The sequence below is a fragment of the Collinsella sp. AF02-46-1 genome (assembly GCF_003465825.1).
GTDB lineage: Bacteria > Actinomycetota > Coriobacteriia > Coriobacteriales > Coriobacteriaceae > Collinsella.
The window spans coordinates 135,781-151,528 of record NZ_QSBV01000001.1 but is presented as its reverse complement, the minus strand read 5'-3'; the positions used below and the strand labels follow the sequence as shown (position 1 = coordinate 151,528).

The window sequence follows — 15,748 nt, the reverse complement described above, 5'->3', positions numbered from 1 at the left end:
GTATTTTTTTCGCGGGCGAGTCGGACGTGGCTCACATCGTTACTGCCGATGCGTTTGATAAGTGTGAGCACCTGGGTGCCGCATCGATTGCCATCGGCGTGTTCGACGGCGTTCACCGTGGACACCAGGAGCTCATTGCGGCGCTTGTTAGCGATGCGCGCGCCCATGATTGCAAGGCGGTCGTGGTCACTTTCGATCCCGATCCGGACGTTGTGGTGAGTCCTTCGCCCGCTCAAAAATTGATGACGACGGCCGACCGTCTACATGCCTTGGCTCAGACCGGGGTCGATGCGGTGGTGGCCGTTCCCTTTACGCCTGAGGTTGCGGCACTCGACCATGTTGCTTTTCTCTCGCTGGTGTCGCGTCTGGTCGACATTCGTTCGATTCGCGTTGGCAGCGACTTTAGGCTGGGTCGTGGCGGTGCTTCTGGTGTTGCCGAGATGCGCTCTTGGGGTTCCGAGCGCGGCGTTGACGTGTATGGTCACGACCTGCTTTGCGAGGGCGGTGAGGCCATTTGCGCCACCCGCATTCGTCATGAGCTGGGACAGGGCCATGTGGAGCTTGCTGCTGAGTTGCTCGGCCGCCCGTATATGCTGCGTGGCGGTGTTATTCGTGGCCGTCACGAGGGTTCTGACATGGGCTTTCCCACGGCAAACCTGCAGGTTCCCGACGGCATTCAGGTGCCTGCCGATGGTGTGTATGAGGGTCTGGTGCTCGTCGATGACATCGCGTGGCCCGCTGCCGTTAATGTCGGCCTGCCGCCGACGTATGCCGACGATGCCGCTTCATCGCATCTCGAGGCTAACTTAATTGGTTATACGGGCGACCTGTACGGCGCTTCCGTTTCGCTGGCGTTTACGCGCTGGCTGCGTCCCTCGCGTGTGTTCGAATCGCTGGATGAGTTGATCTCGACCGTCGAGGGTAATATCGAGGATATTCGTCACAACTTGGGCGAGCAGGGGGTGAGTATCCGTGATTAGCGATGAGGAAAAAGACCAGGTACGCGCTGCGTCCGACTTAGTTGCCATCGTGCAGGAAACGGTTGAGCTCAAGCCCCGCGGCCATGAGTTTTGGGGTTGCTGCCCCTTCCATGGCGAAAAGACGCCTTCTTTCCACATTATCCCCGCTACGCAGGTCTGGCACTGCTTTGGCTGCGGCGAAGGCGGCGACGTCTTCACCTATATCATGAAGCGCGAAAACCTGAGCTTTCCCGAGTCAATCCGCTATTTGGCCGATCGTGCGGGTATTGAGCTGCATGACACCGGAGATCGTCGCGAGCGCGGTACCAAGCGTGCCCGCATCTACGATCTGTGTGCCGAGACCGCCCAGTTCTACCACACCATGCTTATGCGCGGTAAGGACGGCCGTCCACGCGAGTACTTTGCCAGCCGTGGTATGGGTGGCGACGTCTGCCGCCGCTACTGCCTGGGCTTTGCACCGGGCCGCAACGCGCTGGTGTCGCACCTGTCCCAGGCGGGTTTTACCCCGCAGGAGATGATCGACGCCAACGTTGCCGTGAGCCGCGGGCGCGGGCAGCTTGCCGACCGCTTCTACGACCGCGTGATGTTTCCCATCTTTGACGAGCAGGGTCACAACATTGCCTTTGGCGGGCGCATCATGGGTGACGGCCAACCCAAGTACCTCAACACCGCCGAGACGAGCGTGTTCCATAAAAAGCGAAACCTCTATGGCTTTAACTGGGCCAAGGAGTTTATCGTCGCGCAGGATACGGCCATCGTGGTGGAGGGCTATACCGATTGTATCGCCTGCTGGGAGGCGGGGATCAAAAACGTTGTCGCCACGCTGGGCACCGCGCTCACGGAGCATCACGTCAAGACGCTCACCCGCTTTGCCAAGCGTATCGTGTATATGTTCGATGGCGATGCCGCGGGCCAGAAGGCCGCCCGTCGCGCGATTCAATTTATCGAGCAGGATTCGATGGACCTGCGCTGCGTGGTGCTGCCCGACGGCAACGACCCCATGGAGTTCATCACGGCGCATGGTGGACAGGAGCTTCAGGCGCGCATCGACGCTGCCGAGCCGCTCATGGACTTTGTCTACCGTTCGCTGCAGGAGTCGAGTGACATCACCACGCCGGGCGGTCGTGCCAAGGCGCTGGAAGATGCGCTGACGCTTATCTATCCGCTGCGCGATAGCTATATGATCGACACATACTTTATCCAGATTGCCGATCTGCTGGGTTTGGATCTGGAGACGGTTCGCGCGAGTTCGGGTCGCGTGTTTCGCGATGTCGCCAAGCGCGAAGATGCGGAACGACGTCGTGAGCAGAACTATGAACGCCAGCGGGCGCAAGCCGAGCGCTCTGGTAGCGCGGGCGGTCGGACGTCTGGTTCGCAGGGGGCATCTCGCGGTGCTTGGGCATCGGGCGCGACGCCGCCGGTGTCCGCGCCGGTCGAAGAAGAGCCGTATGACTACGTCCCGCTCGATGCCTACGGTGCCGCGCCCGTGGAGGTCGTCGACGACCTGCTGCCGATCGATGTGCCTGATGGTATGGGTGCTGTGCCTGTGACTGATGGTTCGGGCGCTCCGGCTGCGGCGGCGCCGATGGTTCTTACTGATCTTGAGCGCAAGTCCTTGGCAGGGGAGCGCGAGCTGTTGACGATGCTCACGAGCTACCCCGACCTGTTCCGCACGTATGCCGACCGCATCTGCTCTATCGAGTGGGTTGACCCACGTCACGAGTCCATCGCATGGGCCGTTCTGGCAACGCCGCCGGGAACCGATCCTGCGGCCTGCATGGATGCGGCGCGCGCGGTGTGTCCCGAGGCGGCCTCCCTTGTCAGCGCCGGGCGCATCTCGGCAACGAGTAAGCACCCGACCGAGACGAACATCGTCTTTATGCTCGATACGCTCGAGCTCTACACCATCAAGCGTCGCATGCGAGCCGCACAGGCCAAGCTGCGCCAGGACCGTTCGCTCGATGATGAGGCCCGTCGTGCGCTGACCGTGCAGGCCGCGCAGGATTCGCAGCGTCAACGCGAGCTGCAAAAGTCGATCGGCGGCGTGGCGGACCCGTTCCGTTTGATCGGTCTGGAGGCCGCAGGCACCGAACAGGCCTAGATGTTGTGGTCAACCAGCGTATTCTCGCCTATATCCAGTCCTCTTTTGGGTATAGACGCCTATGTGTGTGCTAAAGTATTGAGTCCTGTGGACTATGAAGGGAGAATCTGTGCCAAAAAAGACTGAGAGCACGGGTACTGGGCTGGAATCCTACGTTGCAAAGCTCATGGGCAACGGCTCAAACAGGACTTCGGTAACCGAGGACGAGATTCAGGTCGCCCTGAAGGATATCGATGTTTCTGACGAGCAGCTCACCGCGGTGTATTCCGCGCTGCGCAACAGCGGCATCCAGATTATCTCCGCGAGCGGTAACGACGACGCCCCCATGGACGTCGACGATGACGATAACGATACCGATACCGATACCGACGATTTCGATGACGACGACGAGCACGATTCCGGCTCGCTCGACGATCACGAGCTCAAGATGGCCCGTCAGGCCGACGCCGAGATGGGTTCTTCCAAGAGCAAGAAGAAGCGCACCGTGCGCACGTCCCGTTCACGCTCCCGCGTGCGTGGCATCGATGCCTCCACGGTGATGCTGACCGGCGATCCGGTTCGTATGTACCTCAAGGAGATCGGCAAGGTCGACCTGCTGACCGCCTCCGAAGAGGTCGATCTGGCCATGAAGATCGAGGCCGGTCTCGAGGCCACCGAGAAGCTCGAGGCCGCCGATGCCGGTGAGCTCGAGCTCACGCGTGCCGAGATGCGTCGTCTTACGCGCATTGAGAACGTCGGCCTCGAAGCCAAGCAGGCGCTCATCAGCGCAAACCTGCGTCTGGTCGTCTCCATCGCCAAGCGCTATGTCGGCCGCGGCATGCTGTTCCTTGACCTGATCCAGGAGGGCAACCTCGGTCTGATTCGCGCCGTCGAGAAGTTCGACTACCAGAAGGGCTTCAAGTTCTCCACGTACGCCACGTGGTGGATCCGTCAGGCCATTACGCGCGCTATCGCCGACCAGGCCCGTACCATCCGTATTCCCGTGCATATGGTCGAGACTATCAACAAGCTCGTCCGCGTGCAGCGCCAGCTCCTTCAGGACCTGGGTCGCGACCCGACCCCCGAGGAGATCGGTGCCGAGATGGACATGAGCGCCGACCGCGTCCGCGAGATCCAGAAGATCTCGCAGGAGCCCGTGTCGCTCGAGACCCCCATCGGCGAGGAAGAGGATTCCCAGCTGGGCGACTTCATCGAGGACTCCCAGGCTATCGTTCCGCCCGATGCTGCCAGCTTCTCCATGCTGCAGGAGCAGCTCACCCAGGTGCTCGACTCGCTTGCCGATCGTGAGCGCAAGGTTATCGAGCTGCGCTTTGGCCTTGTCGACGGGCATCCCCGCACGCTCGAGGAAGTCGGCCGCGAGTTTGGCGTCACGCGCGAGCGCATCCGCCAGATCGAGTCCAAGACCCTGGCCAAGCTTCGTCACCCGAGCCGCAGCAGCAAGCTGAAGGACTACATCGAGTCTTAGGGTTGCGGCGTTCTACCGAACGCCGTAACTGGCCGATGCTGCAAACCCGCCAGAGCGGCAATCTGCCTTTCAACTTCGGCGGCATGACCAAAAGGTCAATGCCGCCTTGTTTCAAGGCACCTTGCTCGCTCTGGCGGGTTTTCGCTCATATGACCCAATCCGCTGTCAAGAGCCACAATGGCCCCGCCGACCGCTTGCAATCGGTCGGCGGGGCCTGCCGTTAAACCCGTCCCGGTCCGCCCCCGGCATGTCATCGACGCCTTCGGCTCAGTCTCATATCCGCGGATACCGTTCTGTCGGCCCGCACTCCATTCCTTCGGCGGGGTTCCCCAAGTCTGTCGAGGCGCATGCGGAGGGCTCCGCGCGCACAGCGAAATAGGGGGTATCCCCGAAGGCCGCCCGGCTCGCCGGGGCGGGGGCTATGTCTATTCCGCGCCCTCCCGGCACATCATGCCGAGGGCCCAGAGCTACCTCACGAGCTCGGCCGCGGTGGCCGCGTTAGCCTTCGCCTGGGGCATGCCGCGGGCGAGCATCTCCTCGCGCCGCCGCAGGAGCCGCTCGGACCCCTTCCTCCCGTGCATCCTTATCTCGAGGGGCACGCCCGTGTCCCTCGGCATGAGCTTCGGCTGGTGCCGCGCCGCGGCGTAGCACCATGAACCCTCAACGGCCAGCTTCCTCACGAGCGCGTTGCCCGCACCGCTGATGCCTCCGAGCCGCACGGAGTCGCCGCTCGACCTCTGACTCGGCGCGAGGCCGAAATAGGCCGTGACCTGCCTTCCGGAACGGAACCTCGTGAAGTCGCCGACCTCGGCCGAGAAGGCTGCGGCCAGCGCGAAGGCGCAGCCCTTGATCGACTGGAGGGCGGCCACCTCCGCGGCGATCGGGCTGGCATCCACGGCCGCCCTGTACTCGGAGAGCAGATCCGCCCGGGCCTCCGCCGCGGCCTCGACCTCGCTCCTCAGAGCGGCGAGCGTCCGAACCCCGCCATCGTCCTCCGGCCTGACCTTGTCGAGCCACCTCAGGAAGTCGTAGGTCCAGTACTTCCTCGGGTTGCCGGCGGGCGTGGTGCCGCCGTAGGCGAACCCTCGCTTTGCGAGGAAGGCGAGCAGCCGCTGCTTGGCGGTCGCCAGGCGCGCGGTCGCCCCGTCGTAGGCGCCGGCGAGGTCCCTGATGCCCTCGACCTCGGGGGAGGGGACCCATACGGGGGAGATGTCGTGGGCGAGTATCGCCTTGGCCATCCTGGCGGCGTCGTTCCTGTCGTTCTTGGAGGCCGAGTCGGCGGCCGACCTGGGTATCTTCGAGACCGCGGCGACGACACACTCGACGCCGAGCCCGGCGAGCTCCCTCTGCGGGGCGAAGCCGGGGTAGCCGCTCTCGTAGGCCGCGAGCGACGGCCCGGGGAACCCACCCATCCACCCGGCGATCTCGCCCCAGGGGTTGCCGGGGAACCTCCTCGTCACGGCCTCGCCGGTGTCCGCGTCGAGGGCGCAGACGGTGGTCGACCTCAGGTGGACGTCCATCCCGAACGCGGTAGAATACTTTGGCATGGGAGCCTCCCAACCTCGTTGCGGCGCGGCTGCGCCTATGGCACTTCAACATCATTGTCGCAGCCCCGACCCGCGGTCACGAGCGGGGGCTCCTATCTTTTTAGTGCCCTCGGATTGGGTCATAGTGTCTGTCCGTCCTCTATCTGCGGCGTTGCTATGGCTGTCAGTTGTGCGACAGTTTGGGGGTGGTTATTGGGGACAGACTTAAATGAGTAGTCGTTGGGGACGTTCTTGAATGACTAGTCGTTTAAGAACGTCCCCAATGACTAGGTCGGAAAAAATCTCAAAAAAGTTCTTGCCCTGCGCTGATTCGTCCGTATAATAAATTTCGTTGCTTGAGAGCACGCACCTATTCCTCGGTAGCTCAATGGTAGAGCACGCGGCTGTTAACCGCGCTGTTGTAGGTTCGAGTCCTACCCGGGGAGCCAGAATTTCTCAGCCCATTCCGCTGGGCTTTTTAATTCCTCGGTAGCTCAATGGTAGAGCACGCGGCTGTTAACCGCGCTGTTGTAGGTTCGAGTCCTACCCGGGGAGCCAGGTTGTAGAACCCGTCGCTTATGCGGCGGGTTTTTTCATGCCGCGACCACTTGACTCGAACGTTGCCATATCAACATTTCGTGTCGAGGATGTAATCCCGCGACCCATCACCTCAACATGGCGCGGTCGTTGTAGAATATTGCAATGATTGCTCCCACGACATGGTGCCGTGAGCACCAGATAAGGAGATTCTTGTGTCTGAGACCATTAACGGCAGCCTGAGCGTCTCGAACGACGTTATTGCCGATATTGCCGGTTATGCCGCGATGACGTGCTATGGCGTCGTCGGTATGGCTGAGCAGCTCCAAGGCGCCGAGAGCGTGCGCCTGCTTGCCGGTCAGCGCCTCCGCAAGGGCGTGCTTGTCTCCGCCGACGAGAACGGCCTTACGGTCGATCTTCACGTCGTGCTCGAGAACGGCGTCAACATGAAGTCCGTCTGCCACAATCTTTCGAGCTCCGTTGCCTTCACCCTGCAGGAGATCGCCCAGATCGACCCCGCCAGCCTTAAGATCGGCATCCATATCGACGCGCTCAAGAGCCGTCTGAACTAGCATCCGAAAACGGAGATTCAAATACCCATGATTGCAAAGACCATTCGCACCTGTTTTCCGATCGCTGCGGCTGCCGTTTCCGACAAGGCCGAGGAGATCAACAAACTCAACGTCTTCCCCGTACCCGATGGCGATACCGGCACCAACATGTCGCTCACGCTCGCCTCGGTGACCAAGGAGCTCTCCGCCCTTCCTGCCGACGCCGACATGGAGGCCATCGCCGGTGCCATCACCCATGGCTCCCTGATGGGTGCCCGTGGCAACTCCGGCGTCATCACCTCGCAGATTCTGCGTGGTGTGGCCGAGGGCCTTGTCTCTGCCGATGAGCCCATCACTTCCGCCAACATCGCCTATGCGTTCCGCCGAGCCGTCAAGGTTGCCTTCCAGGCAGTGCGTAAGCCCATCGAGGGTACGATCCTCACGGTGCTGCGCGACGTCTCGACCAAGGCAGACGAGTGCGAGAAGAAGAAGTTCTCGGCCGAGGACGCGCTCGACGCCATCGTCGTCGAGGCCTATCAGTCCGTCGCCCGTACGCCCGACCTGCTGCCCGTTCTGAAGGAGAACGGCGTGGTCGACTCCGGCGCCTTTGGATTTGCCATCTTCCTTGAGAACTTTGTTGCCGCCGCGCTTGGTCGCAGCACCGTTGTCGAGGATTTCTCCGCCACGTTTGACTCCGCTGGCTCTGCCCGCGACGCGGCCCTCGACCGCGTTGAGATCGAGGCCAACGACGACTGGGAGGGCTCGGAGTTCCGTTACTGCAATGAGTTCCTGTTTAAGGCAGACGCCCCGTTTGACGAGGACGAGTGCCTTAAGTTCCTGGGCTCCATGGGCGACTGCGAGCTACTCGTGGGCGCTTACCCCGATTACAAGATTCACGTGCACTCCAACACCCCCAACCTGGTGCTCGAGCATATGCTGCAGCTTGGTCAGATTTACGAGGTCTTTATCCACAACATGGAGATGGAGGCCCACGACCGTACCGCCAAGATCCACGAGGACCAGGAAAAGGCCGCCGAGCCCGCCAAGGCGCTGGGCTTTGTCGCCGTTGCCGCCGGTTCCGGCGAGGCAGACATCCTCAAGTCCCTCGGCGTCGACGTGATCGTGTCGGGTGGCCAGACCATGAACCCCTCGACTGCAGACTTGCTGGGCGCCGTTGACCAGGTCAACGCGACCTCGGTCATCATCCTGCCCAACAACGGCAACATCCGCATGGCTGCCGAGGCCGCTGCCTCAGCCTGCACCGACAAGAAGGTAGCCGTCGTTCCCACCAAGACCGTCCCGCAGGCCTTCTCCGCGCTGTTCGCGGTCCTGCCCGATTCCGAGCTCGAGGATGCCGTCGCCGCTATGGTCGACGCCATCAGCGAGGTTCGCGATGGCGAGGTCACCCGTGCCGTGCGCGATTCCAGCGCCTCCGACGGCTCGCCGATTCACTCCGGTGACGTCATGGGTATCATCGCCGGCTCCATCGACGTGGTCGGCTCCGACGTGAAGCAGGTCACGCTCGATTGCATCAACCGTATGCAGGAGGAAGAGGAGGGCGACGCGCTGACGATTCTGGCCGGCGAGGAACTGTCCGATGAGGCCTTCCAGGAGATCGTAGACGCCATTGAGGAGGCTCAGCCCGATTTGGAGATCGACGCCCATCGTGGCGAGCAGCCGCTCTATCCCGTGATCTTCTCGATCGAGTAGGCTCTGCCCATGTCCGAGCTGTGCTCCGTGCCGCGCGTCTCGGAGCGCTTTGCCCAGAGCAATGCGCTCGACGAAGATATCGCGCGACTCAAATATGTTTCAGGTAAACGTGAGGAGGCCCTTCGCCGTCTGGGAATTCGGACGGTGGGGGACCTCCTTCTCCATATCCCTCATCGTTACCTCGACTTTACTCGTTCGTGGTCCATCGAGATGGCGCCCATCGGTACCGTGTGCACTATCATCGCCACGGTCGACCGCATCGTCCAAAAGCAGCCGCGTCCGCGCATGCAGGTGACCGAGGTCTCACTCGTTGACGAGACGGGCGTGCTACAGGTCGCCTTTTTCCGCCAGCCCTGGATTGCCCAGCAGCTTAAGCAGGGCGACCGCCTGGCCGTGATGGGCAAGGTTGAGTTTGCCTACGGTTTTAAGCAGATGGCCTCGCCGCACTTTGAAAAGCTCGAGGAAGGGCGTGCCGCAGGCACTATCCTGCCGGTCCATTACGTCAGTGATGGCGTGAGCCAGGCGTGGATGCGCCGCATCGTAAGCGGCGCGCTCGAGGTCGTCGGCAATCCCTTTGATCCCATTCCGGCACGCTTACGCGTTAAGCGTCGCCTGATGAGCAATGCTCGTGCGCTTCGATCGATCCACTTTCCCTCGAGCATGGCTGAGCGCGACATCGCACGCCGGCGTCTTGCCTACGAGGAGTGTCTCTACCTGCAGCTGGCGCTGCGTCTGCGCAACGACGGCGGCCTGGTCGATGTGGTGCCCTATGCCCACACCGCGGGCGAGCACCTGGTCGCGCTCAAGCAGGCCCTGCCGTTTTCGCTGAGCGACGAGCAGGAGGCCGCGTTCCAGGATATCCTGCGCGATATGTGCGATGGCGGGCGCATGATGAACCGCCTGCTGCTGGGCGATGTCGGTACCGGTAAGACCGCCGTTGCCGCCTGCGCGCTGGCTGTGGCTGCCGATGGCGGTACGCAGGCCTGCGTTATGGCGCCCACGGGCGTGCTGGCGCGCCAATATGCCGATAAGACCGGCCCTCTGCTCTCGCAGGCCGGCATGTCCTGGGCACTTCTGACGGGTGCCACGCCGGCCGCAGAGCGCGAGCGCATCCATGCGCAGCTGGAATCGGGCGAGCTTGACGTGCTCTTTGGCACCCATGCGGTGCTTTCGGATAACGTTGCGTTCAAGCATCTGTCGCTTGTCGTCATCGACGAGCAGCACCGGTTTGGCGTCGGCCAACGCAACGCCCTACGCGCGAAGGGCCCCGGTGCGGACCTGCTCGTTATGACGGCCACGCCTATCCCGCGCACGTTGGCGCTCTCGGTCTATGGCGACCTGGATACGAGCATCATCCGCCATCGTCCCATTCCGGGTGCCGGCGTGACGACGCGCGTCCTCACCGAGTCGAGTCGCGACCTGGCCTATGGCGCCATCCGTGAGGCGCATGAAAAGGGTCAGCAGGCCTACGTGATTTGCCCGCTCGTGGAGCCGAGTGACTCGGCCGATGAGCTGGAAGACGTGCCCGGTATTGCCCGCGACGATGAGGGCCGCGTGACGGTTCCCGTACCGCTGCACGATACGGCGACCGAGCTCGATCGCCTGCGTCTGGCGTTGCCGGGCCTTGCCATCGAGCGCCTTCACGGCCGTATGCCAGCGGGGGAGAAGGACCAGGTTATTGATGCCTTTAAGCGTGGCGAGATTGACGTGCTCGTCTCGACTACGGTGGTCGAGGTGGGCGTCGACGTGCCTAACGCCACCGTCATGGTCATCGAGAACGGCGAGCGCTTTGGTTTGGCTGCCCTGCACCAGCTGCGCGGTCGCGTGGGCCGCGGCAGTGTGTCGGGCACGTGCCTGGTCATGACGCACTCCAAGGGCAACGGCGGCGCGTCGGCAGCACAAGATCGCCTGCAATCGCTCGAAAAAACTTCGGATGGTTTTACGCTTGCCCAGATGGACCTGCGTCTGCGTCACGAGGGCGAAATCCTGGGTTACCGTCAGCACGGCGGCGTGACCTTGCGCTTTGTGGACCTGGACGCCGATGAGGACCTTATCGAATGGGCCCATTTGGACGCGGTCGAGCTCTTGCGGTATGCTTGCACCCTTGACTCCGTGGCGACGCGCCCCCTGCGCGATGCGGTCGCCATGCGATATCGACACATTTTTAAGGAGGTCAGCGGAGGATGAGAATCATCGGCGGTGAATGGCGCGGTCGCAAAATCGAAGAGCCGCGCGGTCGCGATGTTACGCGTCCGACGACCGACCGCGTGCGCGAAGCGTGCGCATCCATGGTCCTATCGGCCTTTGACTTTGATTTGGACGAGGTCCGCGTACTGGATGCCTTTGGCGGCTCCGGTGCCCTAGGCATTGAGATGCTCTCGCGGGGAGCCCGTTCGCTCACGACGTTCGAGATCGATCGGAATGCCGCGCGGCTCATTACCAAGAATATCGAGTCGCTCTGCCGTGACCGTGCGCGTTGGCGCGTGGTAACGGGCGACATGCTGGCGAGCGCCTCGCGCGGTCGTGTGCCGGGCGGCCCCTTTGATCTGGTCCTGCTCGACCCGCCCTATGCTTTTGGTGCCGAGCCGGTCGAGGAACTGCTGCAGAACCTGGCTCAGCAGGGTCTGCTTGCACCTGGCGCTTATGCCCTGTTTGAGCATGCCGCCGCCGATGCCGGCGCGCATCCGGCAGGCTTTGAGATCGTGCGCGAGAAGCGCTACGGCATTACCTCGGTCGACCTGCTTCGTTGGGTCGGCAACGGCGAGGATGATGGTATCGATAGCGACGCACCCACGGAGGACGCCCATGAATGACACTATCAACCGCGTGATTGTCCCGGGCACCTTCGATCCCATCACATTTGGCCATATCGACGTCATCCGCCGTGCCCGCCGCATCTTTCCCAGCGTGATCGTCGCTGTCGCCGAGTCGCAGGGTAAAAACGGTGTGGGCACCACGTTTATGCTGGATGAGCGCGTGGCGCTGGCTCGCGAGGCGCTCGGTGATATCGACGGCGTCGAGGTCCTGCCCTTTACCGGCCTCTTGGTCGACTTCGCTCGCGAGCAGGGGGCGGGGGCCGTGGTCAAGGGCCTGCGCGCCATGACCGACTTTGAGTACGAGCTGCAGCAGGCAGACCTCAACTATCGCTTGGATAACGAGCTTGAGTCCATCTTTGTCATGAGTGCGCCGCAGTACGGCTATATCTCGAGTTCGGTCGTTCGCCAGATCGCCTCGCTCGGCAGCGATGTATCGACGTTTGTCCCGCCCAACGTGGTCGAAGCGCTCAGACACCGCTTTTCGTGACGTTTTTTATTGCCTGGTGGCATGTGGTAAACTAGCACGATGATATGTTACCTATGAAAGGAGACCGGATGCCGGGCGAGAATTTTCCTGGCGATAGGATCGTCAGCTTGGTCGATGAGCTCGAAGGGCTGATCGAGGAAGCCAAGCCGCCTTTCGGCAAGAACGCTCAGTTCAAGGTCATCGACGCCGACGTGTTCTTCAACATCCTCGACGAGATCCGCATGAGCTATCCCGAGGAGTGGCAGAAGTCCCGCCGTATCCTTAAGGAGCGCGAGGAGCTTATGGCATCCGCCGCCGCTCAGGCCGATTCCATCATCGCCGACGCTCAGCAGCAGGCCCTCACCATTGCCGGTGAGCAGGAGATCGTCCGTCTGGCACAGCAGCAGGCCGACGACATCCGCGATCGTGCCCAGCAGTACGAGCGCGAGACGCGTTATGCTGCCGAGGACTACGCAGAGCAGGTCTTTACGCACCTGGAGGAGAACCTCAAGAGCCTGACCGGCACCGTTACCCGTTGCCGTCAGCAGCTCAACGAGGGTGCCGCCCAACAGAATGGTCAGTGGTAATGGCTGAGTTCCCGAGCGTTACCGTCGATCTTTCTGAGCAGCTCGAGTTTCCTGGTGATTCGTATCCGCTGACCGGCAAGGTTGATGTTGCCACCTACACGGTGGGCGAGAAGGAGTACCAGCTACAGGACGGCATCGACTACGACGTTGTCTTTACCAATGCCGGCACCGGTGTCTTGCTCACGGGCATGGTCCGCGCGCACGCCACCGGCGAGTGCGACCGTTGCCTGGAGCCTGCCTCGTTTGATATCGCCGGCGAGATCGAGGAGTTCTACCTCTTCGAGGAGCCCGAGGATCCCGAGACCTACGAGGTCGGCTACGAGCTCCTGGGTGAGGACCGCATCGTCGATCTGGGTGAGCCCATCAACGACGCGGTCGTCATGGACACGCCGTTTGTCGTTCTGTGCAAGCCCGATTGCCGCGGCCTGTGCCCCACTTGCGGTTGCAATCTCAACGTCGAGCAATGCGATTGCGCCGCCCAGGCAGAGGCAGAATGGGCCGCTGCCACGGAAAATCCATTTGCAGCATTGAAGAATCTCAAGCTCGATGAGTAAAACTGTGGTAGTATCGCTACTTGCGCGTAATCGCCACACTGGATAGTTCATAAGGAAGGTCACTATGCCCGTACCTAAACAAAAGCAGGGTCGTATCCGCACTCACACCCGTCGTTCCGCCAACATGAAGATCTCGGCTGCGGCTCAGTCCACGTGCCCCCGTTGCGGCGCTGTCAAGCTTCCGCACCACGTGTGCCCCAGCTGCGGTTTCTACAAGGACCGCGAGGTTATCGTTACCGAGTAACGGTATACTCTGGATGCGATGCCGTTCCAAATGGAACCACAATGGCCGGCTCAATGAGTCGGCCATTTTTGTATAAGGAGTATGTATATGAGTAACGTTCGCGTTTGTGTAGACGTTGTGGGCGGAGACGAGAAACCTCAGGTTGTTCTCGATGGTATCGAGGCAGCACTTGCCGCCGATTCCGATATCGAGGTCTTGGCAGCTGGCCCCGCTGAAATCGTTAATCCCTTTGCTGCTTCCCATGCACGTGTTGAGGCCCTTGAGGCACCCGACGTTATCGCCATGGATGACGATCCCATTCGCGCCGTGATGACCAAGCGTAAATCGTCGATCGTGTTGTCGTGCCGCGCCATCAAGAAGGGAAATGCGGACGCGTTCTTCTCTGCCGGCTCGACCGGTGCCATGACTGCTGCCGCCACCGCCTATGTGACGCCGTTTAGATATATGGCCGAAGGCAAGAAGCAGCCGGTACGTCCCTGTCTGACCAATGCGCTACCCAATCGCGCCGGCGGTCTGACGGTGCTGTGCGATATGGGCGCCAACCCCGATGTTGAGGTGGACGATATGGTGCGCTTTGCGCAGATGGGCAGCGCCTATGCCCGCGTCGTCTTGGGCGTTGAGCATCCTCGCGTAGGTCTGCTCGCCAATGGCACCGAGGACGAGAAGGGCTCCAACTTTACCAAGGCCTGCTTCCCGGCCATGAAAGCCGCCGTTCCCGGCTTTGTGGGTAACTGCGAAGGCACCGATCTTACGTCGGGCAATTTTGACGTCGTGGTCGCCGACGGCATGTCGGGCAATATTGCGCTCAAGGCCACCGAGGGCGCTGCCAAGTTTTTGCTGCAGGAGCTCAAGGGCGCCTTTATGGCCTCGCTCGGCACCAAGATCGCCGCGCTGCTCATCAAAAAGCAGATGCGCGGGATTAAGGCTAAGCTCTCTGGTGATGCCAAGGGCGGCGCGATTCTTTTGGGCCTGCGTGGCGTGGTCCTAATCGGCCATGGCGCCACCTCGGTCGATGCTGTTAAAAACGGTACGCTCGCGGCGGCCGAAGCCGTGCGCGCGGGGCTGGTCGAGAACGTCGCCAACTCCATGGACGGCATCGTTTTGTAAGAGCGAGTTAGAGTGCTGTTATGTGCCTCGCGGCCTGCTTCGTGGGGTAGAATCAGAACCGTGTCTTGGTACCGCCCGGGCGGTACCATTCTTTTGGTATTCATGCACTATGAGAGGAAGCGCTATGGACCGCTCCGAAATCTTCGACAAGATCGCCGAGGTCGCTGCTGACGTTCTGGGCGTCGATGTTGCCGAAATTAGCGATGAGACCACCTTTGACGATCTCGATGCCAACTCGCTCGAGCGCCTGCAGCTGGTTACGGCTATCGAGGACGAGTTCAACCTCGAGATCGATGACGAGACTCTGCTCTCGCTCAACTCTGTCGCCGACGCCGTCGACGCGATCGAAAACGCCAGGGAGGCCTAGGTCTTGGCTTTGTCTGAACGACTTACGCGTGCCCAGGAAATCCTGGGCCACGAGTTCAATAATAAGGTGCTTCTGCGCGCGGCGCTTACGCATCCCTCGGCAGTCGAGGGCCAGCCGGTTTCTGCCAGCTATGAGCGCCTTGAGTTCTTGGGCGATTCCATTTTGGGCGCCGTCGTTGCCCGTTCGCTCTTTGAGTCCTATCCGGAGTTTGACGAGGGCAAGCTCACGCGCCTGAAGGTGTCGCTTGTCTCGGGCGCTACGCTATCCGAGGTGTCGCATGAGCTGGGCATCGACGACATCATCATATTTGGTGCCTCCGAGACCGGTACCGGCGCGCGCGGCCTGCACTCGGCGCTCGAGAACGTCTACGAGTCGCTCGTGGGTGCGCTGTACCTGGATGCCGGCTGGGATGTTGCGGCGGACTTTATCCATCGTACGCTCAAACCGCACCTGGCCTCCGAGCGTGCCGAGCACCCTGCGAACCCCAAGTCGTTCTTGCAGGAGTGCGTGCAGGCAGACGGCCATGAGCCTCCCGCGTATAAGCTGGTCGGCTCCGAGGGCCCCGCGCATGCGCCCACCTTTACCGCTGTGGTGCTCATCGACGGTATTCGCCAGGGTCGCGGCTCCGGCTCCTCAAAGAAGGAAGCCGAGGGAGCCGCTGCACTCGAGGCACTTGACCGCATGGGCTACACCACCAACGGCGTGATTCTCAACAAGAAGCCTGTTTAAGCGAGGAA

Annotated in this window: 15 protein-coding genes and 2 tRNA genes; 16 read left to right on the top strand and 1 reads right to left on the bottom strand. The window is 61.7% G+C overall.

The window, feature by feature from the left end; translation table 11 throughout:
- Positions 1-26 precede the first annotated feature (26 nt).
- From ribF to rpoD, 3 genes are all read left to right on the top strand, one after another.
- Positions 27-980 (top strand): riboflavin biosynthesis protein RibF, encoded by a 954-nt coding sequence (gene ribF / locus DWV20_RS00700; RefSeq protein ID WP_233539738.1) that lies wholly within the window; start codon positions 27-29, stop codon positions 978-980.
- Entirely contained in the window at positions 973-3,081 is a 2,109-nt protein-coding gene (gene dnaG / locus DWV20_RS00695; RefSeq protein WP_118256095.1) for a DNA primase, read from the top strand. The genes ribF and dnaG overlap by 8 nt, the downstream gene beginning before the upstream one ends.
- A gap of 109 nt (positions 3,082-3,190) precedes the next feature.
- The gene (gene rpoD / locus DWV20_RS00690; RefSeq protein WP_118256094.1) at positions 3,191-4,546 is read left to right on the top strand and encodes an RNA polymerase sigma factor RpoD; all 1,356 of its coding nucleotides are present in this window, start codon (positions 3,191-3,193) and stop codon (positions 4,544-4,546) included.
- 467 nt (positions 4,547-5,013) lie between these two features.
- Here rpoD and DWV20_RS00685 read toward each other — a convergent pair whose 3' ends face one another.
- On the bottom strand, positions 5,014-6,093 hold the full coding sequence (locus DWV20_RS00685) for an IS110 family transposase (RefSeq protein ID WP_118256093.1): 1,080 nt from the start codon (positions 6,091-6,093) through the stop codon (positions 5,014-5,016).
- A gap of 353 nt (positions 6,094-6,446) precedes the next feature.
- On the opposite strand from DWV20_RS00685, the gene DWV20_RS00680 reads away from it, so the two are divergent.
- From DWV20_RS00680 to rnc, 13 genes are all read left to right on the top strand, one after another.
- A tRNA-Asn gene (locus DWV20_RS00680) sits at positions 6,447-6,521 on the top strand.
- Positions 6,522-6,555: 34 nt separating this feature from the next.
- Positions 6,556-6,630: transfer RNA gene (locus tag DWV20_RS00675), tRNA-Asn, on the top strand.
- A gap of 194 nt (positions 6,631-6,824) precedes the next feature.
- Positions 6,825-7,181, top strand: coding sequence for an Asp23/Gls24 family envelope stress response protein (locus DWV20_RS00670; protein WP_022093773.1), 357 nt, complete (start codon positions 6,825-6,827; stop codon positions 7,179-7,181).
- Between the two features lie 27 nt (positions 7,182-7,208).
- Positions 7,209-8,870 carry a DAK2 domain-containing protein gene (locus DWV20_RS00665; RefSeq protein WP_117655401.1) on the top strand — a complete coding sequence of 554 codons (1,662 nt, stop codon included), beginning with the start codon at positions 7,209-7,211 and terminating at the stop codon, positions 8,868-8,870.
- A 9-nt stretch (positions 8,871-8,879) separates the two neighbouring features.
- Complete coding sequence (locus DWV20_RS00660) at positions 8,880-11,057, top strand: ATP-dependent DNA helicase RecG (RefSeq protein ID WP_118256092.1); 2,178 nt, start codon at positions 8,880-8,882, stop codon at positions 11,055-11,057.
- Positions 11,054-11,683: a 16S rRNA (guanine(966)-N(2))-methyltransferase RsmD gene (gene rsmD, locus DWV20_RS00655; RefSeq protein ID WP_117786774.1), complete on the top strand. Its 630-nt coding sequence runs from the start codon at positions 11,054-11,056 to the stop codon at positions 11,681-11,683. The genes DWV20_RS00660 and rsmD overlap by 4 nt, the downstream gene beginning before the upstream one ends.
- Positions 11,676-12,173: a pantetheine-phosphate adenylyltransferase gene (coaD, locus tag DWV20_RS00650; protein WP_117564151.1), complete on the top strand. Its 498-nt coding sequence runs from the start codon at positions 11,676-11,678 to the stop codon at positions 12,171-12,173. The genes rsmD and coaD overlap by 8 nt, the downstream gene beginning before the upstream one ends.
- A gap of 68 nt (positions 12,174-12,241) precedes the next feature.
- Positions 12,242-12,739, top strand: coding sequence for an ATPase (locus DWV20_RS00645; RefSeq protein ID WP_040358176.1), 498 nt, complete (start codon positions 12,242-12,244; stop codon positions 12,737-12,739).
- The gene (locus tag DWV20_RS00640) at positions 12,739-13,293 is read left to right on the top strand and encodes a DUF177 domain-containing protein (protein WP_117786775.1); all 555 of its coding nucleotides are present in this window, start codon (positions 12,739-12,741) and stop codon (positions 13,291-13,293) included. The genes DWV20_RS00645 and DWV20_RS00640 overlap by 1 nt, the downstream gene beginning before the upstream one ends.
- A gap of 64 nt (positions 13,294-13,357) precedes the next feature.
- Positions 13,358-13,537, top strand: coding sequence for a 50S ribosomal protein L32 (gene rpmF / locus DWV20_RS00635; protein WP_022094017.1), 180 nt, complete (start codon positions 13,358-13,360; stop codon positions 13,535-13,537).
- Between the two features lie 87 nt (positions 13,538-13,624).
- Complete coding sequence (plsX, locus tag DWV20_RS00630) at positions 13,625-14,644, top strand: phosphate acyltransferase PlsX (RefSeq protein WP_117854569.1); 1,020 nt, start codon at positions 13,625-13,627, stop codon at positions 14,642-14,644.
- Positions 14,645-14,768: 124 nt separating this feature from the next.
- Positions 14,769-15,011 (top strand): acyl carrier protein, encoded by a 243-nt coding sequence (locus DWV20_RS00625; protein WP_055309519.1) that lies wholly within the window; start codon positions 14,769-14,771, stop codon positions 15,009-15,011.
- Positions 15,012-15,014: 3 nt separating this feature from the next.
- Positions 15,015-15,740, top strand: a complete 726-nt coding sequence (gene rnc / locus DWV20_RS00620) for a ribonuclease III (RefSeq protein WP_117765703.1) — start codon at positions 15,015-15,017, stop codon at positions 15,738-15,740.
- Positions 15,741-15,748 lie beyond the last annotated feature (8 nt).